The 26,593-nt window shown below is 48.6% G+C and carries 26 protein-coding genes and 1 riboswitch; of the genes, 6 read left to right on the forward strand and 20 right to left on the reverse strand.

Annotated features, from left to right (window positions below; translation table 11 throughout):
- Positions 1-52: 52 nt before the first annotated feature.
- The 4 genes from glpK to O9139_RS03530 are packed head-to-tail and all read right to left on the reverse strand — an operon-like array spanning position 53 to position 4,854.
- Positions 53-1,597: a glycerol kinase GlpK gene (gene glpK, locus O9139_RS03515; protein WP_270878066.1), complete on the reverse strand. Its 1,545-nt coding sequence runs from the start codon at positions 1,595-1,597 to the stop codon at positions 53-55.
- Positions 1,598-1,607: 10 nt separating this feature from the next.
- Complete coding sequence (locus O9139_RS03520; protein WP_270878067.1) at positions 1,608-2,546, reverse strand: transketolase family protein; 939 nt, start codon at positions 2,544-2,546, stop codon at positions 1,608-1,610.
- 4 nt (positions 2,547-2,550) lie between these two features.
- Positions 2,551-3,396: a transketolase gene (locus tag O9139_RS03525; protein WP_270878068.1), complete on the reverse strand. Its 846-nt coding sequence runs from the start codon at positions 3,394-3,396 to the stop codon at positions 2,551-2,553.
- A 24-nt stretch (positions 3,397-3,420) separates the two neighbouring features.
- Positions 3,421-4,854 (reverse strand): L-fucose/L-arabinose isomerase family protein, encoded by a 1,434-nt coding sequence (locus tag O9139_RS03530; RefSeq protein WP_270878069.1) that lies wholly within the window; start codon positions 4,852-4,854, stop codon positions 3,421-3,423.
- Between the two features lie 238 nt (positions 4,855-5,092).
- On the opposite strand from O9139_RS03530, the gene O9139_RS03535 reads away from it, so the two are divergent.
- Positions 5,093-6,130, forward strand: a complete 1,038-nt coding sequence (locus O9139_RS03535) for a LacI family DNA-binding transcriptional regulator (RefSeq protein ID WP_270878070.1) — start codon at positions 5,093-5,095, stop codon at positions 6,128-6,130.
- Between the two features lie 80 nt (positions 6,131-6,210).
- On the opposite strand, the gene O9139_RS03540 is transcribed toward O9139_RS03535, so the two are convergent.
- Both O9139_RS03540 and O9139_RS03545 read right to left on the reverse strand, forming a co-directional pair.
- A complete protein-coding gene (locus O9139_RS03540) occupies positions 6,211-7,125 on the reverse strand; it encodes an aminoglycoside phosphotransferase family protein (protein ID WP_270878071.1) in 915 nt (304 codons plus the stop codon).
- 469 nt (positions 7,126-7,594) lie between these two features.
- A complete protein-coding gene (locus O9139_RS03545) occupies positions 7,595-8,152 on the reverse strand; it encodes a hypothetical protein (RefSeq protein ID WP_270878072.1) in 558 nt (185 codons plus the stop codon).
- A gap of 230 nt (positions 8,153-8,382) precedes the next feature.
- On the opposite strand from O9139_RS03545, the gene O9139_RS03550 reads away from it, so the two are divergent.
- Positions 8,383-9,042 (forward strand): class I SAM-dependent methyltransferase, encoded by a 660-nt coding sequence (locus O9139_RS03550; protein WP_270878073.1) that lies wholly within the window; start codon positions 8,383-8,385, stop codon positions 9,040-9,042.
- 27 nt (positions 9,043-9,069) lie between these two features.
- Here O9139_RS03550 and O9139_RS03555 read toward each other — a convergent pair whose 3' ends face one another.
- The 3 genes from O9139_RS03555 to O9139_RS03565 form a co-directional block, all read right to left on the reverse strand.
- Complete coding sequence (locus tag O9139_RS03555) at positions 9,070-9,501, reverse strand: Ohr family peroxiredoxin (protein ID WP_270878074.1); 432 nt, start codon at positions 9,499-9,501, stop codon at positions 9,070-9,072.
- A 90-nt stretch (positions 9,502-9,591) separates the two neighbouring features.
- On the reverse strand, positions 9,592-10,386 hold the full coding sequence (locus tag O9139_RS03560; protein ID WP_270878075.1) for an alpha/beta fold hydrolase: 795 nt from the start codon (positions 10,384-10,386) through the stop codon (positions 9,592-9,594).
- Positions 10,387-10,662: 276 nt separating this feature from the next.
- A complete protein-coding gene (locus O9139_RS03565; protein ID WP_270878076.1) occupies positions 10,663-11,550 on the reverse strand; it encodes a LysR family transcriptional regulator in 888 nt (295 codons plus the stop codon).
- 108 nt (positions 11,551-11,658) lie between these two features.
- On the opposite strand from O9139_RS03565, the gene O9139_RS03570 reads away from it, so the two are divergent.
- Together O9139_RS03570 and O9139_RS03575 are read left to right on the forward strand one after the other, a co-directional pair.
- Positions 11,659-12,060, forward strand: coding sequence for a tautomerase family protein (locus tag O9139_RS03570; protein ID WP_270878077.1), 402 nt, complete (start codon positions 11,659-11,661; stop codon positions 12,058-12,060).
- 3 nt (positions 12,061-12,063) lie between these two features.
- On the forward strand, positions 12,064-12,417 hold the full coding sequence (locus O9139_RS03575; protein WP_270878078.1) for a carboxymuconolactone decarboxylase family protein: 354 nt from the start codon (positions 12,064-12,066) through the stop codon (positions 12,415-12,417).
- Between the two features lie 47 nt (positions 12,418-12,464).
- On the opposite strand, the gene O9139_RS03580 is transcribed toward O9139_RS03575, so the two are convergent.
- Complete coding sequence (locus O9139_RS03580) at positions 12,465-13,808, reverse strand: MFS transporter (RefSeq protein ID WP_270878079.1); 1,344 nt, start codon at positions 13,806-13,808, stop codon at positions 12,465-12,467.
- A gap of 302 nt (positions 13,809-14,110) precedes the next feature.
- Here O9139_RS03580 and O9139_RS03585 point away from each other — a divergent pair, with 302 nt between their 5' ends.
- On the forward strand, positions 14,111-15,349 hold the full coding sequence (locus O9139_RS03585; RefSeq protein WP_270878080.1) for an MFS transporter: 1,239 nt from the start codon (positions 14,111-14,113) through the stop codon (positions 15,347-15,349).
- Between the two features lie 45 nt (positions 15,350-15,394).
- Here O9139_RS03585 and O9139_RS03590 read toward each other — a convergent pair whose 3' ends face one another.
- The gene (locus O9139_RS03590) at positions 15,395-16,291 is read right to left on the reverse strand and encodes a DMT family transporter (RefSeq protein ID WP_270878081.1); all 897 of its coding nucleotides are present in this window, start codon (positions 16,289-16,291) and stop codon (positions 15,395-15,397) included.
- A gap of 71 nt (positions 16,292-16,362) precedes the next feature.
- Complete coding sequence (locus O9139_RS03595; RefSeq protein ID WP_270878082.1) at positions 16,363-17,460, reverse strand: GNAT family N-acetyltransferase; 1,098 nt, start codon at positions 17,458-17,460, stop codon at positions 16,363-16,365.
- A 49-nt stretch (positions 17,461-17,509) separates the two neighbouring features.
- Positions 17,510-17,589, reverse strand: a riboswitch (ZMP/ZTP riboswitch).
- Positions 17,590-17,725: 136 nt separating this feature from the next.
- Between O9139_RS03595 and O9139_RS03600 the strand changes: the two genes are divergently transcribed.
- The gene (locus O9139_RS03600; protein ID WP_270878083.1) at positions 17,726-19,072 is read left to right on the forward strand and encodes a catalase; all 1,347 of its coding nucleotides are present in this window, start codon (positions 17,726-17,728) and stop codon (positions 19,070-19,072) included.
- 128 nt (positions 19,073-19,200) lie between these two features.
- Here the strand turns inward: O9139_RS03600 and O9139_RS03605 are convergent, their stop codons facing one another.
- The 8 genes from O9139_RS03605 to O9139_RS03640 all read right to left on the reverse strand — a co-directional run bounded on the left by O9139_RS03605 (position 19,201) and on the right by O9139_RS03640 (position 26,556).
- Positions 19,201-19,362 (reverse strand): hypothetical protein, encoded by a 162-nt coding sequence (locus O9139_RS03605; protein ID WP_270878084.1) that lies wholly within the window; start codon positions 19,360-19,362, stop codon positions 19,201-19,203.
- A gap of 129 nt (positions 19,363-19,491) precedes the next feature.
- Positions 19,492-20,319, reverse strand: coding sequence for a carbohydrate ABC transporter permease (locus O9139_RS03610; RefSeq protein WP_270878085.1), 828 nt, complete (start codon positions 20,317-20,319; stop codon positions 19,492-19,494).
- 14 nt (positions 20,320-20,333) lie between these two features.
- Positions 20,334-21,224, reverse strand: coding sequence for a carbohydrate ABC transporter permease (locus tag O9139_RS03615; RefSeq protein WP_270878086.1), 891 nt, complete (start codon positions 21,222-21,224; stop codon positions 20,334-20,336).
- A 71-nt stretch (positions 21,225-21,295) separates the two neighbouring features.
- The gene (locus O9139_RS03620; RefSeq protein ID WP_270878104.1) at positions 21,296-22,636 is read right to left on the reverse strand and encodes an ABC transporter substrate-binding protein; all 1,341 of its coding nucleotides are present in this window, start codon (positions 22,634-22,636) and stop codon (positions 21,296-21,298) included.
- Positions 22,637-22,777: 141 nt separating this feature from the next.
- Positions 22,778-23,452: a helix-turn-helix transcriptional regulator gene (locus tag O9139_RS03625; RefSeq protein ID WP_270878087.1), complete on the reverse strand. Its 675-nt coding sequence runs from the start codon at positions 23,450-23,452 to the stop codon at positions 22,778-22,780.
- A gap of 13 nt (positions 23,453-23,465) precedes the next feature.
- On the reverse strand, positions 23,466-24,290 hold the full coding sequence (locus tag O9139_RS03630; protein ID WP_270878088.1) for a carbohydrate ABC transporter permease: 825 nt from the start codon (positions 24,288-24,290) through the stop codon (positions 23,466-23,468).
- The gene (locus O9139_RS03635; RefSeq protein WP_270878089.1) at positions 24,287-25,171 is read right to left on the reverse strand and encodes a carbohydrate ABC transporter permease; all 885 of its coding nucleotides are present in this window, start codon (positions 25,169-25,171) and stop codon (positions 24,287-24,289) included. Before O9139_RS03635 ends, O9139_RS03630 begins: the two co-directional genes overlap by 4 nt.
- A gap of 77 nt (positions 25,172-25,248) precedes the next feature.
- Complete coding sequence (locus O9139_RS03640) at positions 25,249-26,556, reverse strand: ABC transporter substrate-binding protein (protein WP_270878090.1); 1,308 nt, start codon at positions 26,554-26,556, stop codon at positions 25,249-25,251.
- Positions 26,557-26,593 lie beyond the last annotated feature (37 nt).

A 26,593-nucleotide genomic window follows, 5' to 3' on the forward strand; every position in this document is an offset into this window, starting at 1 on the left:
CCTGCGATCGGACCGCGGTTTGGGAAATTTCGGACTTGTCGTCATTCATGTTCTAGGTGCCGACACCTTCATTGTGATTCACGCCTCTGGAAGTCGCTTCAGCCTTCGCGTCAGATCTTAACACAGCAGCCACTGCCCGCTTCCAGCCGGTATAATGCGTTTCCCGCTCATGCATGTCCATCGATGGTTCGTATGCATGGTAGGATAAATGTCTTGTGGGAATTTCCTCCACAGAACGCCAAAACCCGACGCCTAGGCCGCCCAAGTAGACTGAGCCCATCGCCGATAGCTCGGCTATATCCGATTTGGCCACATGGATATCGAGCAAGTCGGCTTGGAATTGCATCAGCACGGCGTTATCCGAAGCACCGCCGTCTGCGCGCAGAACCTTAAGGCGAATCCCCGTTTCTGCCTGCATCAATTCAACTGCATCGCGCACTTGATAGGCGATGCTTTCAAGGGCTGCCCGAATAATATGGGGCTTTCCGGTACTTCGATGCATCCCCGTAATCGCCGCCCTCGCGTAGGGGTCCCAATATGGCGCCCCTAGCCCGACAAACGCCGGCACCAAATAAACGCCTTCGTTACGCGGTGCTTGGGCAAGCAGCTCACCCATCTCGGCAAACGAACGGAACAAGCCCAAATTGTCGCGTACCCATTTAATGGAATCCCCTGACACGCGTATCACTGCTTCCAGCGCATATTCGATTTGTCCGTCTCTGCCCCAGGCGATGGCACTAACGAGGCCTTGCTCCGACAACGCAGGCTTGCCGCCGACGTTCATTAACACAGAAGTGCCCGTGCCGTAAGTCGCTTTGGCCATGCCCGGCTCCCAGCACTGCTGGCCGAACAGTGCCGCCTGCGAGTCGCCGATCACCCCGGAAATCGGCACGGCTTCCGGCCATAAATCTATGTCAGCCGTACAGCCGAAGAGGTCGTCGGATGATTTGACGACCGGCAGCACCTCCAACGGCACACCAAACAAGTCGCACATCGCAGCATCCCATTGAAGCGAATAAATGTTGAATAATGACGTGCGGCTCGCATTCGTATAATCCGTCGCGTGCACGTTCCCGCCCGTCAGCTTCCACACCAGCCAGCTGTCCATCGTTCCGGCCAACAGCTTTCCTTGTGCGAGTAACGTTCGCGCCTCCTCTGCGTTGCGAAGCATCCAGTGCCATTTGGAAGCGGAAAAATAAGGATCCAGCATCAAGCCGGTCGCCGAGCGGACGAGCGGTGCGAAGCCCGCCTCTTGCAAAGCGGCACATTCGTCTGCTGTCCGTTGGCACTGCCACACAATCGCATGATGGATCGGCTTGCCTGTCGTCCGATCCCACATGACGGCTGTTTCCCGTTGATTCGTAATGGTCAAAGCGGCCAATTGCACGGCGCTGATGCCCGCCAGCTTGAGCGCTTCTTGGGCTGTTCGCTTGACATTCTCGTAGATCTCATCGGGATCGTGTTCAACCCAGCCGGGCGCCGGATAAATCTGTTGATGCTCTGCAGCGCTTTTAGCCACAATTTTGCCGTCTTGATGAATGACCAGCGCCTTGGTGCCGGAGGTACTCTGGTCAATCGCCAGAATGAATTTTTCCATGCGCGTCACCTTATTTCCCAAGCATTTGCAGCGCAATGCTTTTGATATTTGAGGCGCTGATCCCGTAATACGCGAATACTTCCGCTGTTTTGCCGGCGATGGCCGGTTCGTCCGGTATACCCAGAATCCGCATCGGAACAGGCCGGTGTTGAACGACGACTTCCGCCACAGCTGAACCGAGTCCACCGTTAATGCTGTGCTCTTCAACCGTAATGATATGACCGGTTTCTTCTGCAGCTCGGATGATCGCCTCTTCATCCAACGGCTTGATCGTATGCATGTTCAGAACGCGGCAAGATACACCGGCCTCCCGCAATGCGGCTTCAGCGTCGAGCGCGATGCGCACGGTTTCGCCGACAGCGATGATCGTGATGTCGTGCCCTTCACGCATCGTGACCGCTTTGCCGATGACGAACTCGTAATCGTCGGACTCATACGAGTCCTCGACCGGGTTTCGCCCAATCCGCACGTAGACGCCGCCTTCGTATTGAACGAGCGCTTCCGTCATTTTTTTGGTTTCATGCCGGTCCGCAGGCAGCACGACGGCCAAACCAGGAATGGCGCGAGCAACTGCAATATCCTGCACAGAATGGTGAGACATGCCCAGCGCCCCATAGCTGACGCCACCACTGATGCCGACCAACTTCACATTGGTTGCGGAATATGCGACATCGACTTTGATCTGCTCAATGCTTCGCATACTAAGGAAACATGCGGGCGATGTGACAAAAGGCTTCTTCCCGCTATGCGCCAGTCCTGCGGATATGCCGACAATGTTCTGCTCGGCGATGCCGACCTCCACGAATTGCTCAGGGTAAGCTTTCGCGAACGATGCCATTGCCGCAGAACCTCTGGAGTCGCTGGCGAGCACCATAATATCGCGATCATCCTTAGCCAGTTCCAGCAGTGTATCACAAATGACTTGGCGATTCGGAATCGTATTGGCCATCGTTCTAAATCCCCCTTTCTTCCTGCTCATAACTTTCGCGGACGGCTGCCAATTCTGCCAGAGCGAGCGCCAATTGCTCATCGTTCGGCACGTGATGGTGCCAGTGAGCGACGTTTTCTGCGAACGATACGCCTTTGCCCTTCACGGTGTTAGCCATCACGAGTGTCGGCTTACCCGCAGCAGTAGGGATGGACTCGAACGTCCGCACGAGCGCGTCCATATCGTTGCCATCTATGGAAACAACGTTCCAGCCAAAAGCCGCCCATTTCTCTTCGAGCGGATCAAGCCCCATCACTTCCTCCGTTGATCCACTGATTTGCAGGCGGTTACGATCGATGATGCCGATGAGATTATCCAGCTTATAATGAGCCCCGGCCATCGCTGCTTCCCATACGGAACCTTCCGCCTGCTCGCCGTCCCCCATCAGACAGAATACGCGAAAGCCTCTGTTGTCCAGTTTGGCGGAAAGCGCCATACCAACGGAAATGGCTAACCCGTGTCCGAGCGCGCCGGTGTTCATTTCAATGCCTGGAACCTTGTTATTCGGATGTCCGATCAGACGCGTACCAAACTGACTGAACGTTTTCAACTCCTCTTTTGGAAAAAATCCCCTGTCAGCCAGAATGCACCAGAGCGATTCCACGGAGTGGCCTTTGCTCGCGATAAAACGGTCCCGCTCCTCCCATTTGGGATGACTCGGATCCAACTTCATCACTTTATAGTAGAGTGCAGTAAGAATGTCCGTATTGCTGAGCGAACCGCCGGTATGGCCGGTTTTGGCGCCGTGGATCATTGTAAGTAAATCCATCCGGATTTGGGCGGCTTTCGCTTTAAGCGCAGTCGTTTCCATGCCGATGTCCCCTTTCATTGAAAGTTAAAGTCCTGCTCCGCGAAGCCAAGCTTGAATTTCCTGTTCAGTCGGATCGACTGGGTCCGGGGTCAGTCCCGGAATATAGTTACAAGCTTCATATAAAGCCGGAATCACGTTGGCGTGAATGCCGACCGAATGATGAACGTAAGGACCTTTAACTAGCTTTTCCTCCCATAAAGGCCAATCGTTCACTTCAACCCAGACATACGAGCCTCTCGTGTAAGGACCTTGAATACCGCGAGCTTTGCCCAGGAAAAGCTGATAGTCTCCATGGTCGCCATCGAAACGAGCCAACGTCATGCTGCCGCCTTTGATTTCACCTTCGTGCGTACCCGGAGAGTGATCGTCAAACAGAAAATGTTTGCGCAGCGCCGGTTTGTCTTCAACCGATAGGGAAACTGGGAAATTGCCGCAATGGAACAGCAGTTCGCCATTGGGATTGTCAGGGTGACGAACCGTCAAGTCGGCAAAGAAAGTCGGGTGCTGATTCATCGTCGCAGCCTGCACCATCACCGAAGTGATCGCTCCGTGAATATCCGTCTCGCAAGTGACGGGAATCTGTTCGTCGGTCAAAATCGCATTGGCCAGACATGGCATGATGCCCATCGCCGACTGCAGCGATGACCAGCACTGAATGGCGATTGCCGAGCTGCCCGTTGTAAGCGCATATTGCTTCATCGCTACTTTCAATGCAGCAATGCGTCTGACATCCGCTTCAGTCACTTCAGACCAGTCCAGCTTAGCCTTGATATAATCGATCGCTTCAGCCAACTCGGAGCTGCTGCCTTTCTCGATGTTCTGGGCGGCGCGCTGGATGTCGACGAGGGTGATCGGATGAATCTCAATGCCGAATCGTTCCAGCAGTTCGCCTTCATTGCACATCATCGTCCAGAACGATGACGGGCGAGGTCCGATTTGCAATATCCGCAGGCTGCGGAACTGGCGGACAACGTTCGCAGCGGCGATGAAGTTGGTGAACCCTCGTTCAAACACAGGGTCGTTGACACGGCTGTTTGTCACATATGTAAAAGGCACGTTAAAGCGGCGAAGCACCTTACCGGTGGCAAAAAGTCCGCATTGTGTATCCCGAAGGCGCATGCCGTCTTCGAGCGGAGCTTCGTCGCGCGGGCCCCACAGCAGCACCGGCTTGCCTAATGATTTGCCTACGCGGGCCACCGTATCTTCTGTACCGAAATTACAGTGCGGGAAAAATACTGCATCCACGTTCTCCTGCCGAAATCTATCGGCAATCAAGTCAGCGTTGATATGATCGTCATAGAGTAGACCTTCCTGGTTAAGTCCTTCCAGGTCTACAATATCGAGATCGAGGCCAAAACTCTCGATTTTTTCTCTAATGAGCACTTTGTAACGGAAAGCATCTTCTGCACTGAACACAAAGCGGCGTGTAGGTGCGTAACCTAGCTTGAATTTTTTCATTCTTCGCTCTCCTCTTAATACTTAATTTAGTTATAACTTTAATAAACAGTTTATGACAATAACATCAATTTAGCACCTATTTTTAACTTGGTCAATGATATTTTAGTTAATTTTAGTATGTATTTAAGGTGATTCAGTTGAATATATGACTTAACTAAATGAAATTTTAGTTATTCTTGCTTCTAAACTTTATTAATTGTATACTAAACTTACTAAATTGAAGGACGGGGATTCTACGTTGAAAATGGACGACATTGCTAGATTAGCTGGGGTCTCCAAAGCAGCTGTGTCCTTGGCGTTCAGCGGCAAACCGGGAATCGGCGCCGAAACCCGCGAGCGAATTATCCAAATCGCCAAAGAACACGGCTACCAGCCCAAAACGAGAAGTACAGCAAGTGATCAGCAAACAGATTCAATTACTTTTCTTGTATTCGCCAACTCGGGCATCGTTCTGGAGCAGTATTACCAGCAGCCCTTCTTTAGGGAGCTGATTCATTATATTGAGGAGCGGTGCCGCGCCAACGGCTACTCGCTTATTTTTACATCCGTTGATATGGCCAATTTTCAACACGGCATCCGTACGATTGCCCAAGAGAAGCGGACGGACGGTGTAATCCTACTCGGGACGAACCTGGACAAAGCGCATCTGGAACAAGTCTCGCAGCAGTTGGATGCCCCGCTTGTCGTATTGGATACTTGTTTCGAAATGCTGCCGATTCCGTTCATCCAGATCAATAACATTATGGGCGGCTATCAGGCTGGTGCTCATTTATGCGGGTTCGGCCACCGCGAAGTCGGCTATATCGCCTCAGATATCCGCATTCGAAATTTCGAAGACCGCCGAATTGGTTTTATGCAGGCGCTGCGTGATAACGGCGTAGCACTAGCGGAAGACAGCGTGTTTGCTGTCGCACCCACCATTTTATCCTCGCAGGAAGCGTTAAAGAGGCAGTTATCAGCGTTCTTGGACAAAGGGCATTCACTGCCGACAGCGTTCTTCTGTGAATGCGACTATATCGCCATCAGCGCGATCAAATCGTTGACGGAACTCGGATACCGAGTGCCGGAAGACATCTCCGTCGTCGGCTTCGACAACATCCAAGAAGGGTTAATTGTCTCGCCCGAGCTGACAACTGTACACGTGGAAAAAGAGCGAATGGCTCACCTGGCCGTGGATATGATCATTGAAGCGATTGAAACGGACACGATTTCGTTCTCTAAAATTTTAGTGGATACTCACTTCGTGGAGAGACTTTCGACTCGATCTATAGATTGAAAGCTTCGTTGAAACCCAAAAATCCCGTGCCATCCTGGCACGGGATTTTTTTATCTTAATCATAGGGGCTCTGCAAATGATTAAGATGAATTTTGCAGAACTTTTTGAATGACAGAGAGATGGTATTTAATCATTGCTGCATCTCCTGTCTCAACCCCATAAATAACATCATAAAAGTGGACTATTTTCATATAAAAATCGTTAATTCGCTGCCAAAATGTAGGGTCGATGATTCCGGTATAGTGATCCATCACCTTCATAATAAATTCCTTGCCGTATGCATCATAAAGGCCTACAAATTCAAAAGCAGGGTCTCCCACTTCCATAGCTCCGAAGTCAATGACACCTGACAAACGCTCATTTTCAACATCATAAAGCAAATGACTCGGTTTTAAATCAGCGTGGAGCAAACATGGCTTGAACTTAAAATTCGCCGGATTTGATAAAAAACGATCAAACAGTTGTTTAATCGAGCGATCTAACGCCTTGTTCGAATAAGGGCTTATTGCTCTTTTTATTTCTTTATAAAAATGCTCCCAATTCTCTTTTACATCTACATCCGTGAAATCAGCATTATTGATTTCTTTCACTGGGTAAGCATGGAGATCGGACAAAAACCGGCCGAGATCTTTTTGTACGCCCTTTTTTTGCTCTCTCGGCAGGGACTGATAAAATTTCTTGGATAGCTTGCTGCCTTTTATCAGTGGATAATATGCATAAGCTAATCCTTCATTTAGCCCAGAGACATACTTGATGGAAGGAATAGCAAGCGACAACCGTTCACTTAACTTAGGTAAAACTTGCTTTTCTATCTTGAGCGATTTTTTGGCAGAATCCGTTTTGGGAAATCGGAAAATGTATCGGTTCCCAACGATAACAACAGCATTGGACCACGATTCTTCCGCAAATTGAAACCGCTCTTTTGCCAGCTCTGGATGATTTCTAGAAATGCAAGCGATTAACGATTTCTGTTCAAATTCATAGTTGCCGCCCATCCTGGTCACCTTCAGTTTCTTTACATGATTAATATAAAGTATGGGGAAACCTGAATTTTGTATAGGTGAACATCGATAGGAATGAAGCAGCTGGATCGCCTTTTCTTTCATTCCGCTATGCGTATTATGGATTGGAGCCTAAGAATTCTTTTTCAAAAATATGTAATAAGTAATCAAGGGTGATTGGATCACTATAAGACGATGAATTCGTATCAATCTCAATAACGCGCTTATTCTTCACAGCAGGAATATTGTTCCACGTCTCTGTCCAACTCCATCCCTCCTTCATCCAGGTATCATCGGCCGATGTTGCAACCTATGCGCATAGGCTCTTGTGAGTCTCACACAAGTTAATACGCATAAGAAGTGAAAGTAATAACAAGCTTGCACAACATTTTTCAGTCAGTTCGACATCAACGATCATAAATGGAAAAAAGCCGCAGATATCTGCGGTTTTTAACGGTCATCTCTATTCAATATCACAGCTTGCTGCAATTGGCAGCTTAATTTGATGCTCCTCGTTCACTTTGTTGATAAAGCTTCGAATTTCAGCTTCATTCTCACAGATATCTGCATGTTCCAAATAAACGAGATGGCCTTTTTTCTTCACAGACGATATATAAAACGGGAAATGATCCCTGGATTTTATGATATACCAACCAGACTTCGCCGTTTTCCAAACCTTTGAAAACAAGCTTTTGTTAATTAATAAAGAACGTTTATGCCAGTCAATTTCCTGCTGCCGCCTGCGGAACGTTTCATAAATGCTCTTAATGCTGCTCTCTCCTGCAACTTCAATGAAACTGTTCCAGCCCTCATGCAGCGCTTGTTCAACGACGTCTTCCCGGTTATTCCCAAACCAATAACCGCTCACGACACGCTGATTTTGTTCATTCAAGGTCCATACTGCTCCGAACCATCGGTATCTCAACGAATAAATGTCCAGATAACCTGGCGCACATGAAAAATGAGCAACCTGCAAATCAGCCGGTTGTTTCATAAACCTAACGACATCGTGTTGTTTCATCACCATTTCCCCCTGCCTCATCTGTCATGCTCAAATTTTAAACCTGATCGGCATAAAAGCAGGGTAAATATTTGAGAGCAGAGCGTAAAAAAAAGATAAATGCTAACCTCCAAATCCGTCTGTAGACGGAGCTGAATGTCATTCGCCGGAGTGTTCAAATCTCGCAATCCATTCCATATAATGAAGTCGAAACGTTGGATCGATCTCAAGATAGAGGAGCTAGTGTCATTATGAAAAATATACGAAAAAACAAAGATGTCGGTATTTATGGCTTGACCGCAAAGTGGTATGACAAGAATTCCCGCAAAAGCCGGCTAACACAAATGCAAAATTATGCGAATGAAGTGGCTTCCTTAGTAAAGGACGGATCAACAATCTTGGAAGTTGCACCTGGACCCGGTTACTTGTCCATCGAACTCGCCAAAAAAGGATATCACGTTACAGCCGTTGAGCTGAGCCCGGACTTTGTCAAAATTGAAAAAAAGAACGCCGAAGAAGCAAATGTTACTGTCGACTTTAAGGAAGGGAACGCTGCTAACCTGCCATGCGAAGATCGCTTTTTCGACTTTATCGTTTGCAGTGCGGCATTCAAAAACTTCAAAGATCCGGCTAAGGCGCTCTGTGAAATGTATCGGGTGCTGAAAGCAGGTGGAACTTCCTTAATCATCGACATGAACTACGAGGCGACACTGGAAGACATTAACCATGAGATTAGCCAGACAGGCATGAAAGGCTTTGACAAGCATTTTGTAAAATTTGCCTTTCGAACTTTTCTCAAGCAAGGTGCTTACACGCAGGAAGATTTTGAATCTTTCATTAGAGAAAACCCCTTTCAACATTATCGGATCAAAAAAGAGGGAATCAGTTTATTTGTCTATCTGTATAAATAAAAAAAGCCGCGATTTACGCGGCATTGTTTAACCAACGAGATTCGTTTCGACTTGAATGTTGCCACGCACCGCTCTGTAATAAGGGCAAATCTCATGCGCTTCTTCGATAAGTTGCTTTGCCACGCTGGTTTCAATTCCTTTTATCGTAATGTCCAATACGACTGCCAGCACGTAATCGTCATGCTCATCCTTGCCAAGACTAACCTGAGAAGCGATTTGAATGCCTTCCGCTTTCATTTTCTTATTGCGCAGCGCAACCCCCAGCGCACCTTCAAAGCATGCGGCAAATCCTGCGGCAAACAACTGCTCCGGGTTCGTTCCATTCCCGCCCGGCCCGCCTAGTTCCTTCGGAACTTTCAGGGTTATGTCCAGAATGCCGTCGCTGGAAACCGCTTTGCCTTCTCTGCCACCTTCAACGTTCACAGTGGCTGTATACAATTTCTTTTGCATGACGATCATCTCTTAGCACTCCTTAGTTATGTAAGATAACTTACTTAACTAAGTTTCCCAGTAACTGCTTAAATATGACAAAGCGCGATCTCCTGTTTTTTAGAATCCGTACATCCGGCAGAAAAAACTTTTGATCAAATTAGCGATTGCATAATTCGCTTCCTCCAGCACGAAATGCCCGCCACATAACAAATGGGTTTCTGCATAAGTCACATAGCTTTGGAAAGCGTAAGCTCCCTGCAAGGTGAAAATGAAATCATTTTTCCCCCATGTTACGAGTATGGGAGGTTGGTACATCTGCAAATAATGCTGCCAAATTGGATATTGCTCAACATTAGTTTGATAATCATAACCGAGAGCTAATTGAATGTCTGCGTTTCCCGGCCGATCGAGAAAAAACTGGTCCATGTTATACCCATCAGGGCTAATAAGAAATGGATGACAAGCTCCATACAAATACTGTTTCTTCGTAAACTCATAATCACCTAACGCAGCAAAGTCAGCTTTGGTTTGGGGGTTCGGGTCAGACCAAAGCGCTTTGAACACATCAAAAGGTTGGCCTAGCCCCTCCTCAGTGATGACCGCGTTTTGAATGACAAATCCGAGGATTCGCTGCGGCTGGCGAACCGCTAGACGGAAACCGACGGGGCCTCCATAATCGTGGCAGTACAATATGTATTTAGAGATACAGAGTTGGTGAAGCAACTCTTCGATAATTAGAGAAAGATTTTCAAACGTATAAGAGAAAGAATCTGCCTTTGGCATGCTGCTATTCCCAAATCCCGGATAGTCCGGGGCGATCACATAATACCGGTCAGCCAATAAAGGAATCAAATTGCGAAACATGTGCGAGGAGCTTGGGAATCCATGCAAGAGGATGATTGCCGGGTTCATCGGGTTACCAGCTTCACGGAAAAAGATGTTAACTCCCCTCACGTCAATGGACTTTACATACTTTGGTATCGACATCTTCCCTCTCCTTCCATTTGGAGTGCCTTACCATAGTATGAATCGAACATCCGGTTAAGTCCTACCTTACTCCGGAAGCTTACCCCCTGCTTGGATAAGCGTATCCGCAACCACAGCATAATTCCCTTGCGGATCTTGCATATGAAGCGATCCCAGATGCAGCCTCGATCCGCCCTCATGCAAGCAAGCAGAAATTTCTGCTCAAGTGAACGGTTGGCCGATCTCCTCTTTTATCATGCATTGCAGCAATCGTACAGACGATCCAGCAGCGTAGCTCGCCTTGCGAAGTTGCAATAACCCGATCGGAATATGGGGTAAAACGAACTCAACATCGATCCTCGCGACCTCAGGAATCAATGGCGTGGACGCGAGCACGACACCGACAGCCTTCGTGTCTTGGATGAACTGCGGGATGGCCGTGATGCGGCTAACCGTATTTAGCTGCAGCGGCGACGCCTGGTACCGGGACAAATGCTTGGAGAACTGCAGATGGTATAGGCACGTGCTCCCTCCTGCTGTCAGCGGATAGTCCAAGACGTCCTCGAAGGCAACATGGCTTCGTTGACAGAGCGGGTGGTTGCGATCCGCAATGAGCATCGTTGTTTCATGATATAAGGGCTCGAAGTAAAATGCGGTCGACTCGGATGGCTCTCCACAGATGGCAAAATCAAGCTCTTCTTGCAACAGGAGCTGCGCTAGGGCGTCGGTATTTCCCGTCAAGATCTGGTACGCCATGCGTGGCTTTTGCTGCTGCAATCTGCGGACAGAACGGGAAATGCCCCCGTCAACCACGGATTCGATCCCACCGATTCGCAAACAACCGTATTCGTCGTGTTCTAGCGCTTGCGCAAGCTCAGCGACATCGTGCCAATGATGAATGAGGTTATCCACTTCCGTCGCGAGTACCCGTCCGGCACTCGTCAGTTGTGCATCCCATCCTCTTTTGAACAGCTGCACCCCCAGCTCCTTCTCCAATCGCTGAATCTGGTTCGTTATCGTCGATTGCGCATAATTTAATTTCTCTGCTGCCCGAGAGAATGTTCCTTCTTGAACGATGGTTTGAAAAGCGGTCAGTTCTTTTAAATCCATTGCCGTCTCCTTCATCGAATTATTAGATCGAGTTGATCACCTTAATCCATTATACAAATGATAAGTCTATCCGTACAATGAAGGTATCTCAATTAAGGAGTGATGAAGATGCCATTTATTCGCGTCAGTTATATGGAAAAGCAATATGCATCCCACCAGCTGCCGCTAATCAGTCAAACGATTATGGAAGCTATAATCAAACATTTTCAAGTGCCTGAAGACGATTGCTTTCAAGTGTTTCATGCCCATAAGCGTGAAGAATTCGTTTATAGCAAAAATTATTTGAACATCGAGCGGTCTGACGGCGTGCTGTTCATTCAAATCACTTGTAAGTCGGGAAGAACGACTGAACAGAAGACCCGTTTGTACGAAACACTTGCCACAACATTATCAAAGGCTGTTCCTATGAGACAAGAAAACGTATTCGTCGTACTCGTTGAAAACGAATTTGCCGATTGGTCGTTCGGAAACGGCGCTGCCCAAATGCTTCAAAGTACTGAGGAGGTGTAACAGATGGCGCACCGAAATATCAAGTCCACGGCAAGGGATTCGTTCGGGGATTTCGCACCGGCATTTGTCGCGTATTCGGAGGATGTGCTGTTCGGGGACGTGTGGCGAAGAGAAGCGTTAGCTCTGCGCGATCGCAGTCTCCTTACGATTGCCGCCTTGGTAGCGGGAGGGTTAAGCGAGCAGCTCCCTTACCACTTGCGCTTAGCGGAGGAGAATGGATTAACGCCAGAGGAACTGGTGGAAGCGATTACGCATCTTGCCTTCTACACAGGCTGGCCTCGCGCCGCTTCAGCGTTATCTGTGGCTAAGGCAGCGTTGGCCAGTGAGAGGAGCCTCCGGATTCCTCTTTCTGGATAAAAGATAAAAAAAAGAGCAGCTGCCATTCGGCAAGCTGCTTCTTTCCATTATTCCGGCTGATGCACGCGAGTTGGACTCATCTCTAGTTTCCGGTTCCGGATAAAGAGCGAAGTTCCCAGCGCCACCAGTGTGCTGATAAAGCCGAAGAGAAATAGATCGTGGAACCCTGTAATTCCTGGTGTTCGATTAAGGATGGCGCCCATAATCGTGACGCCAACCGCGGTCCCGATGTTCCTGCAGAACATGAGGAACGAGGTGGAAATCCCTCTCTGATGCGCCTCAGCCAACTGCTGCACAGCGATAATCGAGACGGTCGACGTCAGGCCGAAGGCAAGACCAACGACCGTGATGCATAACGTGGCATAGCCGACCCCCGACGCCGAATGGATCAGCGCCAGCAATACGCCGGATAGCACGAGCAGCAGATTGCCAACGAGGAGGAGCGGACGGAAGCCATAGCGCAAAACCCATTTGCCCGCAGGCACCGCCACGACCATCCAGCCCGCCGCCAGACCGAGAAGCGGAAGTCCGCTCATAAACAAGCTGGCGCCGGCAAAATTTTGCAGAAACAGCGGGATGAAGCTGCCGACGCCGAACAGAGAAAGGCACGCGACGAAGCCGTTAATATTGACCCACCGAATCGTCTGGTCGCTGAGCATACTGAGTGGCACAAGCGGCGATTGCTGTTTTCTTTCGAATACATAGAACCAGACCAGAAAAATGACACCGATCACGCCGCTTACCACTTGATTCTTCTCCAGCACAGTCACGAGCAGCAGCGCGCTTACGCCAATCGTGAACAAGATCGCTCCGATGTAGTCGACCTTCGCCGGTTTCGGCTGGTACACCTCTTTATAAGGAAGAAGCATCAGGAAGGCCAGCAAACAAATCGGCAAGTTGACATAAAAAATCCAGCGCCAACTCAAATACTCCACAAAGAAGGCACCGAGCATCGGCGCCAGTACCGCGGCAAGTCCCCACATCGAGGTGAAGAGCGCCTGAATTTTCCCCCGGTTCTCAACCGAAAACAAATCCCCTGCGATAATCATCGGAAAAGGCATCATCACGCCCGCGCCGATCCCTTGAACCGCCCGGAAAATGACGAGCTGCACCATAGACTGCGATAGGCCGCAGAGCAATGAGCCGACGAGGAAAAGCAAAATCCCGCAGGCAAAAACCTTTTTCCGTCCGAATAGATCTGAAACCCGCCCAGCCACAGGCGCCAGTACCGTGTTGAAAATCATGTAAGCTGCAAACGACCAGGCGTACAAATCGAAGCGCCCTAACTCCTGCGCGACGATAGGCATTGTTGTGTTCATGATCGTGGAGTCCATCGACGCCACCAGCATGGCCAAGACGATGCTGATTAATACGAAAGTCCGACTTTTCATGTACGTTGCTCTCCGATCATTCCTAGTTGATTAGTTAACAATAGGCCGATCTCATCGATCATAGTAAGCCCTCTTTTCTGTCCATAAAATGATGAATTATCCAACGTCCATCATATCAGTATCTAAAAGCTCTCCGCAAGTGGGTTAACCGTTCAACCTATGCCATCTGTCCCTGATAAATTGTCTAAAACTGTATCTTTTGTATAGGACACATTCCGTCTACAATGATTATGTCACATCTACCTTCTATCTACATAAGCATAATCGCCAAATTCTCATCCACATCTCAAGGGAGCGTTTGTATGTTCAAATCCATAACCGCGATGACGCCTGACATCAGGCACCTTGTTCTGCTCATTTTTATGTACCATACCGGAGCTTCCTTCATTTGGCCTGTCTACATGCCCTATATGAACCAAGAACTCGGCATTTCGCTGGCGACCGGAGGCACGCTGCTTTCTATTCATTTTGCCATGCAGTTTGCCGGGAACTTGGTCGGCGGCATCCTGTTTGACAGATGGAAAGCAAAAACGACAATCGTTCTTTCCTCCGCCGTTCCACTCGTCTGTTCGGTCGCGATCGGGATTGGCGGCAATTTCACGGTTTTTATTGCCTGTTTCCTGCCGCTCGGATTTTTCAGCGGATTTTTCTATGCGGTCACGAACGCGTGGGCTACGCGCCTGCGCCCGACCGGCGGCCGGTCGAACAGCAACTTGGTTTACGTTGTTTTAAACGTAGCCGGAGCGGTCGGAACCGCCTTGGGCGGTACGGCCTACGCCATCTCGCACGCTCTCGCCTACTGGTGCAACGTGCTGTGCTGTGCCGCATTTCTAGGTTTATTTTTCATCTATTTCCGCAAACACCACTTGTCCTGCACCGCAGCTAAGAAGGACGATTCGGCCTCTGCACGCCAAACGGCTGGTATCCCGTCACAGCTAAAATGGATCGCCCTCGGAACTCTTAGTCTCGGCGTCATGGTCACCTGGTTCATGTATATGCAATGGCTGACCGTCGTCCCGACTCTTTTGCAGAACATCCAACTGCCCTCCTATTCCTACAACCTGCTATGGACGATCAACGCGATCATTGTCGTACTGGCCCAGCCGCTTATCTCTTGGGCAATCCGCAAATGCCGATTGTCGCTGAAATCGCAGCTGCTTTGGGGCGGCCTTATCTTCGTCGGCTCTTCTCTGGTAATGGCCCAGGCCGGCGGATATGCAGGGTTTGTCGTGGCCATGGTCATCATGACGGTCGCCGAAATGCTCGTCTGGCCGAGCGTACCTGCGCTTGCCGCCGATTATGCCGAGCCGGGACAGGAAGGCACTGTGCAAGGGGTGGTTGCGGGCGGACCAACCTTCGGACGCGTGCTGGGGCCTGTCGTGGGAGGCATGCTATTCGAACGTACCGGCGCTTCTGCGGCCCTGTATGCCTCGACCCTTTTTGCCGCATTAGGGGTCTTATGCTTTCTTCTATTCATATTTCTTGCCAAAAAAACAAAAACTTCTCTATCCCCGGCGTCACGCCTGCAAATAGAGAAGTAAGCTGAGGCGCAATGTGCGACAATGATGCACGCTGCGCCTTACCTGTTATGCGGTAGCTGTCGCCGCTGCTTTATCCACGCTTCGACGCCGAATTGGAAAGTTCATGATCAAAAATCCGGCAATAAACACGAGGGTCCCGCCAAGTACATACCAGGTTATTGGCTCGTGATAGAACAAGTAAGACCAAACAATCGAAAACAATACCGAGCAGTTACCAACGATCGCAACAACCACGAACGATACCCGCCTCATCGCCTCTGCGAACCAGAAGAAGCTAAGTCCTGTAATGACCCCAAGCAGAATGAGTGCAGCCCAAGCCCACACCGAGACGGTACCGCTAAACCCTTGCGACTGAAAGGGAATTGGCAGTGAGACGAGCATTGTACTCCATAAAAATACAGAGAAATTCATGTTGCCCGAATCCATCGTCCGCGCCAGCGACCGCTGGCTTAGCACATGTACAGCCGCACCGATTCCCGCCAGGGTGAATAAAAGCGTCGTCAGTCCGCTTCCCTGCATCAAGGTGTGAAGAGATACTCCATTCCATCCGATGACAATCACACCGATCATGCAAAGCGATGCGGCGAACCATCCTCGCAGGGTCACCTTTTCCTTGAAAAGATATGCACTGGCAAGCAGCAATGTGACCGTCTGTATCGGTTGAACAAGAATGTTGCCGTATGAATAACCGATGGTAATCGCGATATTCTCAAAAATGTAATTGACAGATTTGCCAACGGCGCCAATCCAGATCCATTTCAGCCCCGATCGCAGCTGCACGCGACCATCCTTGATCAGCAGGAAAATACCGAGGAAAACGACGCCAAAGAAAAACCTAGAGAACGTAATGATCGAGCTATCCACCATCGTCGATGCGGTCTTCACGAGAACGCCAACAAAGCTCCAAGCGATAGTTGCAAGAACTAGCAATAAGTAACCCAAGATATGACCCTTCTTTTTGTGTTTTTATTCTCTCATTCTATCACAATTCGTTGCTTCTCTGACATCCTTAGTTACACTTCCGGATCCGGCATTCCGGCGACGTGCCGTTCGTATAAGTGTGCACTCCAGCCTTCGCCATCGTAGCGACCGCGTAACGCAAACCCCTCACGGACATAATATCGATTGAGTGCCGCATTTTCCGCCATACAATCCAATCGAAGCCAAGATTTGCCCTGGTTCTTGACATAGTCTTCGGCCCAATTGATCAGCCGCGCGCCGATTCCCATGTTCGGATGGGCTCGGGAGACTGCCAGCCGATGCACATAGCCAGCATTTTCATGGAACTGATCGCCCCAAATCACTCGATCCTCCCATTGTACGGAAAAGCAGCCGACAACCACTTCACCCATCTGCGCCACAAAAACCTCATAGCGCTCGATCACTTCGGACACATACGCGTACGTAAACCGCTCCTCACGCCACTGGTCTACTCCCTTCGTCCGCTGAATCCACTGCGCTGCGCCAACCAAAAGCCCGCGTATCGTTTCCGCATCCGCCAGCACGGCTCTGCGAATGTCCAGCTTCGCCCGCCAGCCGTACTCTAACCGCGAAGCGGTTTCTATCGCCCGCGATTCGCCGCACAGCCTCGCCACGACATGCAAAGCCGCGTCAAAGCCTGTCGTGACACCGCCGGACATAACGATGCGGCCGTTATCGATATAACGCACATCATCGACAACTGTTGTCCTTGGTGAAACCATGTTTCGCAAAAGATCATACGCTAGCCGATTCGTCGTCACTCGCATGCCGTCCAGTAAACCGGCTTTCGCCAGCAGAAGCGCGCCGGTACATACCGAGAGCACAATGGCAGCGCCGGCTGCCGTATCGCGAATCCAGGCGATCAGACGCGGGTTAGCGATTTCGGTGCGAGACCCCAGGCCTCCAGGCACAATGAGAATGTCCGGCGCAGGGCAAGTATCAAAGCTAAATTTCGGCGTAATCGTGATGCCGCTAACCGTCGTTAGAGGAGCTTCATTTTCAGCTACTGTAAACACATGAAAATCCCTGCCTAAGTAGCCAGCTACGCCAAACACATCATGCGGCCCTGCCACATCCAACGTATCTACCTGTTCATACAGCACAACTGCAACCTGCCTTGCCTTCGTCATCGACATCATCTCCTAACAAATAAAAAGAGCATAAGACCCATCGGATCAAACGCTCTGCCCAGGCGATCGGCTGTATGTCATATGCGCTCCCCCGTAGTCCTCTACGTTTCGCCAGTTACGCATACCAGAAATTTCCTTTATTATACATAGAAAAGCTGGAGCCGTCTAGAGAATCCGACTAAAATAGCTGTCATATTCAGATAGTAGCTGTACATATTTTGGGATATATTCAATCGATTCGCAAGCCGGCATGGGAGGTTGAAAAATGTACGAGAATAATGACAATCGTCCTAACAAACGCTCCGGAGATATTCCAGCAACTTGGCATTCACAAACGGTGGGCGAACGAGGACCTGTTCTGGAACAGGACAGCGTACTGCATGAAAAGCTGGAAACGTTCATTCATGAGAAATTGTTAGAAAGGCCTGTTCATACCAAAGGATATGGCGCATTCGGTTACTTTCAAACCGTACATGCCATGACACCTTATACACAGCTATGTTTTCTGCAAAATCCAGGTCAACAGACCCCCGTAACCGTCAGATTCTCTTTAGCCGTCAGCAACAAAGGCACTCCGGATACGGCTCGGAACGTGCACGGCTTCGCCACCAAATTTTACACCGAGCAAGGTGTATTCGATCTCGTTTTTAACCATAACCCCGTATTCGCCGTCCGTGACGCCATCCGTTTTCCCGAGTTTATCCACGCCTTACTGCCATCACCCGTCAACAACCTCATGGACCCAGATCGATTCTGGAGCTTCGTTGCCCGAACGCCGGAATCCACCCACTTTCTGCTCAGGCTATACTCTGACGCCGGCACAGTCAAAAGTCTGCGTCACATGCCAGGCCACAGCGTCAATACCTATGTCTGGAAAAATGCGCAAGGAGTCCGCACGTACGTGAAATATCACTGGATCCCTTTTGCGGGTGTGCAATATATAGATCGGCAAGAAGCAGCCCGGATCGCTTGCGAGAATCCCGATTATAACGGCAAAGATTTGTTTGATGCCCTGAACGCAGGCAAACCGTTTGAATACGGTCTTTATGTGCAGCTCATGAACCCCCAAGACGAATCCTTTCTCCCTTATGATCCTTTAGATAGTACGAAGGTATGGGATGAGCGGCAATATCCGTTGCTCCCGGTTGGGAGATTAGTCTTAAATCGCAATCCGGACAATTATCAAGAGCAGGTGGAAAAGTTGGCTTTCTCCCCTGCCAATCTGCTGGAAGGTGCAGAGCTGTCGGACGATAAGATATTGCAGGGGCGGGCCAATATTTATTGGGATTCACAGCGACGGCGGCTAGGTCCGGAATTCCGCAAAATTCCGATTAATCATCAGCAGAATTGGACGCCTGATTCGCTGGTAACCAGCGGGAACGGCAGATTCGTAGAAGGACGCCTCCAGCGGTCGGAGATCCCAAAGCAGGACGACTTCGCGCAAGCCGGGCAGTTTTATCGGGCGCTTACCCCGTTAGAGCAAGAGCATTTAGTCGAAAACCTGGCTGCCGATCTTGTCGGCGTAGCCCGCGAAACGCAAAACATCGTGCTTAGCTACCTTTCTCAGGCGTCTTCTGAGCTAGGTGAACGTGTCGCAAGACAAATTCAATGACCCATTCAACAAATCAAAAGTGGAAGAGAATCGATAGATTCTCCTCCACTCTTTTCGCTGTAATACCCCGCTAACAAATAAAAAATCCCCAGTTTACGGGGATCTGTATGCGTTCAGGCATGTATTCATTAAGATTTCTTGATGATGTAAACTCCGTATTGCTCGATTTCATCCAGAGCCTTACGGCCAAAAGATTCGATGAGCTCGTCGGCTCGGATTTTGGTACCCCCTAATGTAAGTCCGTCCCAACGTACAATTCTACCGTCTTTCACCAAAAAATAATCGTCCATACGACAACCTCCCAAATGAAAATTTTGGAATTTTCTACAGCGCTAGCAATCGCAGATTGTGACCCTGCTTATCTTATTTTAGCATACTCTTCCATAAGAACAAAAATGGATTTCAGCCAAGCATCCGCTTCAGGCTTTCACTGCCGAGCTGACCGTTAACGCCCGTTCCACTCGATCGGTGAAAAACAAATACAAGATCACCATAGGCAAGCTGGCGATGGTCATAACAGCGCCCATTCCCCCCCAATCTGTAGCATGCTGCCCTTGAAAGTAAATGAGCCCTATCGGTAAAGTCATTAATTTTTCATTCGTTATCAAGATGGACGCCAAGAAAAACTCATTCCAAGTGCCCATAAACTGAAGAATGATAATCGTTGAGACCGCTGGGGAGAGGATCGGCAAAATGATTCGAAAGAACGCTCGGTAAATCGATGCGCCGTCCATGCAAGCCGACTCTTCCATTTCATGCGGAATTCCCCGCAAAAAACCATAGAAAACCATCGATGCGAAGGGCAATCCGAAGGCGATGTATGGAATCAACAAGGCACCATATGTATTCGTCAGGTGAAAATCTTTGACGATAATTGCCAATGGAATGATGATCACTTGCATCGGAATAAACATGCCGATAATCATATACATCCGCACCGCTTCGCGAAATTTCCAACGCAGCCTGGCAATCGCATAGGAGAACATGACGGCGATAAGGACGACAGCGAGCGTCGTTACGGAGGCGACGAATGTGCTATTCGCGATATAGCTCGGTACATTGAATTTATTCCAGGCATTCACATAATTCTCGAATCTGAAGTGCGTCGGTAAGCCGAAAGGATTGGTTACGAAAATTTCATCGTTGTTTTTCAAGGAATAAAAGACCATCCAAATTAACGGATAAACGGAAACTACGAAATAAATCCATAAGAAGCACTGCAGGACGATTCCGACAATTTTATTCATGCCATGACACTCCTTTAACTCTGCTCCATTCCGCTCTCTTGCCGATCGAACACTTTGTTAATAATGAGCGTGACAATTAAGCTAATCACAATTAACAAAACCGAAATAGCGCATGCATACCCATATTGATTGCTTGAAAATGCGCTCCGAATAATCATGAAGGTCAACGTATAGTTCGTTGTCCCCGGCCCGCCGTTCGTCATAATGGCCATTTGCACATAAGCCCCGATCCCAGCTGTGATGGCAATGACGTAACAGAACTTGAACGTTTCCTTCATCAACGGGATTGTAATATGCAGGTGTGCCTTCCATTTACTCGCCCCATCAATACGGGCTGCTTCCAAGTAGTGTTCAGGAACGGATTTTACTCCGGCATACAGTAAGGCGAACTGAAATCCCATATATTGCCATGCATTGGTAAAAGCAATCGCTATGATCGATATGCTCGGCGAATTAAGCCAGTCTTGGCGGTAAGCCATTCCGAAAGCCTCAAACAATTTATTGATAAGCCCGTTAACGGGGTCATACATCGAAAGCCAAAGCTGACAAACGACAGTGACCGAAAGCACAACGGGAATAAAATACGCCGTTTTTAACAGTTTACGCCCCTTCACGGTCGGATCTGAGCAAATGAGCGCCAATAACGTCCCTAATCCAATTTGGAAAACGACCAGGACGACAGCAAACAAAAAACCGTTACGTAGCGAAGTGACTAACAAATAATCATGCGCAAGCTCGATGAAATTCCCAATACCGACAAAGGTCGCACGACCTAGCCCATCCCATTCAAAAAAACTGCGGTAAAACGTCTGCAAAATCGGATAAAACACGATCACGCTATAAAGAACAATCGCCGGCATTAAAAACATAAAAATGGCCCACTTGTTGCCTAAATATTGTTTCATCGCCATGTTCCTTTCCGAAAATAAACTCACACCGACTTACAAGCCGATGTGAGTCACATAGGTATTTGCAGTTATTTTTTCATCGTTTTGTTCAAATTTGTGGCGAATTGTTCGGCAGTAAATCCAGCCACCAATAAGTTCTGTGCGTTGTCGTCAATTCCCAGTTTGACGTTCGTATCATTCAGTACATCAGCGAAGCTGGTGATGTTCGGGATCACTTCTTTGCCGAGACGAGACAGCATTGCTGGAACTTGAGCCGTAATCGGCTTATCGATTTTGATCGATACGATTGGCGTCCCCGTCTGCGTGTACTTATATTCAGCGTATTTGCGCGCCATGAATGCGGCTACTTTGATCGCGACTTCTTTGTTTTTCGTTTTTGCGGAAACGGCGAAGCCCGACGGATCACCCGTTCCATTCATGGCGAATTTCGCTTTGTCATAGGTAGCCTCGTCCTTGGCCGGGAAGTTCATGAAATCCACGTTGTCACCCATATTTTTTTGTGAGCTGGCGATTTCCCATTGCCCATTAACGAACATGGCCGCCTTACCTTGATAAAACAGCGACGATGCTTGATCGTAATTCGTTTGGGTCGCGTTCTTCGCGAATAAGCCTGCGGCCTGCAGTTCTTCCACTTGCTTGGCAGCCAGCTTCAGTGCAGCAGGTGTCTCCGTCGCACCGTTAAGCACACCGAATCCTTTCGGCTCTTCACGTGTCATAAATCCTTGCAGAAATGAATTGCCGATCCACTTTTCTTTGGAGAAAATGGCGAGCGGGATGATGCCCTTCGCATTGAATTTTTTAGCCGCATCCTTCATTTGCTCGATCGTTTTAATCGGTGCCTGGACGCCCGCTTCGGCAAATAATTTCTTATTGTAGTACAAGATAATAAATTCAATACCAGCATAGGGATAGCCATACACGTGGCCATCTGGCGCAATCAATTTGGCTTCGTTGCCCTTATTCAAATCTTTCTTGAATTGTGCAGTTTCCGGAGCATCATCTAAGGTCAAAATATTGTTCGACTTACTGCCGATCTGCATAATCTCCCATGAGGTGTCAATAATGTCGGGCATGTCACCGGTGGCCATTTGTGTCTTGATTTTTTGACCGTTGTCTTGTTGGTAAGCCTGCAGCGTTAATTCCACGTTCGGCATTTCTTTTTTGAGCTCTGCAACAGCGTAATCGTAAGGCTTGGAGGTGTCATCGTCGAAGTGATTGGTAGCAATCGTTAACTTCACAACGGCTTGTTCGGCCGTCGCAGCCGGTTTGGTTTCCGCTGCGGGTGCGGCAGATGTTGTGGTTGCAGGCGTTGCTGTTGAGCCTGCCTCTTTCTGTGTCCCTGAACCGCAAGCTGCCAGAGAAATCGTCATGATCGATGCGAGTGCCATACTGCCAAGTTTTGTCCACATCTTCAAGTTCGAGTACCCCCATTCGTAATTTTCAGGTTATTACAGCGCTTACATAAACCCTGAATCCATTCTAAGTCTTACCTGAAATTTAATGAATGAAAGAATCGCTACGAAAACAGGGTAAAAATCGCTCCAAAATGCTTAGTTCCCAATATAATTTACGTATTCACTCGGCGTGTGACCGTAAAATTTCTTGAAACATTTGCTGAAGTAACCTGGATCGTTATACCCCACCATCTCAGAAATAGTCGATATATTGGCACATTTCATTCGAATCAATTCCTTGGCTCGCTGCATCCGAACATAGGTAATATAATCGGATATCGACATGTTGGCTTCTCGATTGAATATTTTACGCAGATAACTTCCATGTATAAAAGCAAGCTTCGTAATTTCTTCGACATTCAGATTGGGGTTTTGATAATTTTGTTCGATGTGCAGCTTCGTCTCTTCGTAGATTTGCTGCGAACGGGAAAGCTTCTTTGTTTCATCATTGATTTTCAGCGTTTTTCGAAAAATTTCTTCAAGCCACACATACATGCCATCGAGGTTTTCATGTCTCTTCATTTCCAGATCAGGTGAAAAATCCGCGCCGAGTACCGTTCCTACTTCATAGCCACGGGCCACAATATAGGACAAACATAGCGATACTAGACCGATCACCATCACATATATGGTTTCAGCCGTCAGTTTCTGTTCGCGAATCGTCTGAAAGACATCGTCAAGCTGTCTTTTGATTTCGGCATCATTTTGCAGGCGTAAGGCCAGCATCATTTTTTCATAGTGGGTACTGGAATAAAACCCCTGACATCCCATGATCATACCTCCTTTACCCTTTCACTGCCCCTTCCGTTATACCTTGAATAATCCATCGTTGGAAAATAGCAAAAATAATGACAATCGGTATCGATGACAAAATTAACGAAGCGAGAATTAACGACCACTCCCTGCTGTACTTGCCAAAAAACATGTTGATCGTCAACACGAGCGTATACTTGCGGAAGTCTGTCAGCAGCAAAACAGGCAGCAGGAAATCGTTCCAAAGCCAAAGCATATTCAGGATAACGATTGTAAAAGTGATAGGAAGCAGCAGTGGAAAAATGATCGTAAAAAAGGTCCTGAACTCGCCGCATCCATCCATCTCCGCCGACTCATCCAGCTCTCGCGGAACACCTTTGACAAAACCGTGATAAAGGAATATGGCCATATTGACGCCTAATCCGGCGCACACCACGCCTAAACCGAATGGAGTGCCCTGCAGCCCTAAGTCCTTGGCCATCTTGGTCAAGGTTACCATGATCGTCTGAAACGGAATCAGCATGGAAGCAACGAACAGCAAAAATATCGCATGGCTCAGCTTGCCTGGCGTACGGGAAAGCTTATATCCAGCCATCGAGCTGAAATATACAATTCCAGCAATCCCCGTCACCGTGACGACGATTGTATTCCAAGCGCTTCTGAGCATATTCGCTTTCTGGAACGCTTGAACATAGTTATCCAAATGCAGGCGAGAAGGCAGGCTCAGTACGGAATTGTACATCTCGCTCTGCGTCTTGAACGAATTGACGACGGCCATGTAAATCGGAAACAGAAAGTAAATGGCCAGAATGGCGAGAACAAGCAGCGACAAAACGGAAGACATGCTTCTTCTCATGCTTCCACCTCCCGCTTCTTCATGACGGACACTTGTATCATCGTGATGACAAGGATGATCAAAAAGAGGATGATCGCCTTCGCGCTTGCATAACCGTAACGATAGTTACGCTGATAGGCTTCCTCCAAAATATTCATGGTAATGACTTGCGTTGCTCGGGCAGGCCCCCCGCCAGTTAAGGCGAAAATGAGGTCGTACACTTTAAAGGAACTGTTAAGCGTCAGGAAGATGCATATGGTTAGCGCGTGCGCAATCAATGGCAGCGTAATATAACGAAACATATGAAACGATGACGCGCCGTCAATGATGGCCGCTTCCTTCAGAGGCTGCGGAATCCCTTGGATAGCGGACATGTAAATGAGCATGAGCGTGCCGACTCCGCCCCAGACCGATACAAGCAAAATCGTCCAGAACGAAACATCCGGATCGCCGAGCCAAGAGATGCCTAGAAATTTCAAAGCGGCAAATTTGGATAAGGCTGGCATCACTTTGGAAAAGACGAACACCCACATGAACGTGCTGATAATGATGCTTAGCATATTGGGCATGAAGAAGATAGTTCGAAACATGCCCTTCGCTCTTCTCTGCGACTCAATCAGCAAGGCAAGCAAGAGTGCGATCGTATTTTGCAAAATGACGGCAACAACCACGTACTTGGCTGTAAACAAGATCGCTGTTCGGAAGTTAGCATCGTCACGAATCGCTTCTACGAAATTGTGGATGCCGATAAAGCTGTATGATTTATTCAGGCCGTCCCAGTTCGTAAAACTGAAGTAAGAGCCTTGAATCATAGGGATCACGAGGAAAATGACGTACAACGCAAAGGCGGGGGCTACAAAGAGGATCAACGATACTGATGCTTTACGGGATCGATTTAGCATGATTGCACTCCTTTATGAACCTCAGGCCCTGTTATCGTCAAACGACGACGGCAGGGCATGACTGCGGTCCATATCTCCTATTTCTTGATCGCTGCGGCATTCGCGTCTTTCCAAGTTTTATCCAGGTCTTTTATAACATCGTCCTTGGACATTTTCTTGTTATAGTACGCTTGCAGCGCCTTGCCCACTTCATCCTTCACAGAGGAGGGAATCGATGGGTCCTTATAAAAGAGTCCTTTATTGGCGTAGCTTGCAGCTTCCTCGACCCAAGGATACGGTTTGAACGTATGATTTTTGGATACCGGATTAAACTTCAAGCTTTGATAAAGCCCGTTGGAGTCTTTGTCGTCAAGAATATAGTTGAGCAGGTCTTGTGCAACCTCTTTATTTTTGCTGTTCGTCGCCATCGCTAGCGAAGTCGATACCGAGACATTGATGAGCGAAGATTTGGGATCGTCATTCAGCGGTAAGGGCGCTACACCAAATTCCATTTTATCATTAGCTTTCAGAATGCTGTCGGCATTCCAAGGGCCTTGCACCCACATCGCCGCTTTACCGGCGGCAAAATCTGCGGAACCATCATCATTGCCAATTTCAAAAGCGCGCTCCGTTCCGTTTGCGTTCACCAAGTCGATAATATCGAACATTTCTTTGATATCTGCGAAGCTGCCTTGATCTTTGTTCATCTTGTCGATGAAGTCTTTATGCGAGCTGTTGACAAGCGCGCCGACGGCCAGCGGAAGGAATAGCTGTGGAATCCAGCTTTCTTTGTAGCTGAGCAGAAACGGTTTGATTTTGTTATCGTTCAGCTTCTGCACAACGGCTTTCATTTCGGTCAATGTTGAAGGCGGCTTAAGCCCCAGATCATTGAATATCTTTTTGTTGTACAAGAACCCCCACTGCAAGCTTTCCATCGGAACAGCTACGACTTTGTTGTCGAAGGATACAATAGGTTTAATGCCGTCCTGCAGCTTGGCGGCGAAAGGCTGGCTGGACAAGTCCGCCAAATAGCCGGCCTTATAGTAATCCGGAATATCGTTAACCGCATGGATGCTGAAAATGTCCGGTACATCGCCGGTTGCTAGGCGCGTCTTCAAAATCTGCGTCGCATTTTCAGAGCCCGGGTACTCGGAATTAAAAGTGACCTCGATATTTTTTTCCTTCTTTTCCTTTTCCGCAAATTGCGCGAAATATTTATCAAACTGATCGCGGAAGCGGTCTAGACCGCCGAGAAACACTTTCAACTCCACCTTCTTGGGAGCCGCTGCGGTCTTATTATCTTGCGTTCCCGCTGGGCTTGCCGCCGTGTCTTGAGTACCCGAAGAGCAAGCGACCGTAGAACTCAACATCAGCATAGCAGCCGCCATGACAAGTGCCTTCTTCATATTCGTTTATGCCTCCCCTTTATATTGGTAACGCTTT

Source organism: Paenibacillus aestuarii, from assembly GCF_027789125.1.
GTDB classification, from domain to species: Bacteria; Bacillota; Bacilli; order Paenibacillales; family NBRC-103111; genus Paenibacillus_E; species Paenibacillus_E aestuarii.

Coding starts and splice junctions, on each gene's coding strand:
- glpK (WP_270878066.1), bottom strand. CDS start 1,597: ATGGAAAAATTCATTCTGGCGATTGACCAGAGTACCTCCGGCACCAAG.
- O9139_RS03520 (WP_270878067.1), bottom strand. CDS start 2,546: ATGGCCAATACGATTCCGAATCGCCAAGTCATTTGTGATACACTGCTG.
- O9139_RS03525 (WP_270878068.1), bottom strand. CDS start 3,396: ATGGAAACGACTGCGCTTAAAGCGAAAGCCGCCCAAATCCGGATGGAT.
- O9139_RS03530 (WP_270878069.1), bottom strand. CDS start 4,854: ATGAAAAAATTCAAGCTAGGTTACGCACCTACACGCCGCTTTGTGTTC.
- O9139_RS03540 (WP_270878071.1), bottom strand. CDS start 7,125: ATGGGCGGCAACTATGAATTTGAACAGAAATCGTTAATCGCTTGCATT.
- O9139_RS03545 (WP_270878072.1), bottom strand. CDS start 8,152: ATGAAACAACACGATGTCGTTAGGTTTATGAAACAACCGGCTGATTTG.
- O9139_RS03550 (WP_270878073.1), top strand. CDS start 8,383: ATGAAAAATATACGAAAAAACAAAGATGTCGGTATTTATGGCTTGACC.
- O9139_RS03555 (WP_270878074.1), bottom strand. CDS start 9,501: ATGATCGTCATGCAAAAGAAATTGTATACAGCCACTGTGAACGTTGAA.
- O9139_RS03560 (WP_270878075.1), bottom strand. CDS start 10,386: ATGAACCCGGCAATCATCCTCTTGCATGGATTCCCAAGCTCCTCGCAC.
- O9139_RS03565 (WP_270878076.1), bottom strand. CDS start 11,550: ATGGATTTAAAAGAACTGACCGCTTTTCAAACCATCGTTCAAGAAGGA.
- O9139_RS03570 (WP_270878077.1), top strand. CDS start 11,659: ATGCCATTTATTCGCGTCAGTTATATGGAAAAGCAATATGCATCCCAC.
- O9139_RS03575 (WP_270878078.1), top strand. CDS start 12,064: ATGGCGCACCGAAATATCAAGTCCACGGCAAGGGATTCGTTCGGGGAT.
- O9139_RS03580 (WP_270878079.1), bottom strand. CDS start 13,808: ATGAAAAGTCGGACTTTCGTATTAATCAGCATCGTCTTGGCCATGCTG.
- O9139_RS03585 (WP_270878080.1), top strand. CDS start 14,111: ATGTTCAAATCCATAACCGCGATGACGCCTGACATCAGGCACCTTGTT.
- O9139_RS03595 (WP_270878082.1), bottom strand. CDS start 17,460: ATGACGAAGGCAAGGCAGGTTGCAGTTGTGCTGTATGAACAGGTAGAT.
- O9139_RS03600 (WP_270878083.1), top strand. CDS start 17,726: ATGTACGAGAATAATGACAATCGTCCTAACAAACGCTCCGGAGATATT.
- O9139_RS03605 (WP_270878084.1), bottom strand. CDS start 19,362: ATGGACGATTATTTTTTGGTGAAAGACGGTAGAATTGTACGTTGGGAC.
- O9139_RS03610 (WP_270878085.1), bottom strand. CDS start 20,319: ATGAATAAAATTGTCGGAATCGTCCTGCAGTGCTTCTTATGGATTTAT.
- O9139_RS03615 (WP_270878086.1), bottom strand. CDS start 21,224: ATGAAACAATATTTAGGCAACAAGTGGGCCATTTTTATGTTTTTAATG.
- O9139_RS03620 (WP_270878104.1), bottom strand. CDS start 22,636: ATGTGGACAAAACTTGGCAGTATGGCACTCGCATCGATCATGACGATT.
- O9139_RS03625 (WP_270878087.1), bottom strand. CDS start 23,452: ATGGGATGTCAGGGGTTTTATTCCAGTACCCACTATGAAAAAATGATG.
- O9139_RS03630 (WP_270878088.1), bottom strand. CDS start 24,290: ATGAGAAGAAGCATGTCTTCCGTTTTGTCGCTGCTTGTTCTCGCCATT.
- O9139_RS03635 (WP_270878089.1), bottom strand. CDS start 25,171: ATGCTAAATCGATCCCGTAAAGCATCAGTATCGTTGATCCTCTTTGTA.
- O9139_RS03640 (WP_270878090.1), bottom strand. CDS start 26,556: ATGAAGAAGGCACTTGTCATGGCGGCTGCTATGCTGATGTTGAGTTCT.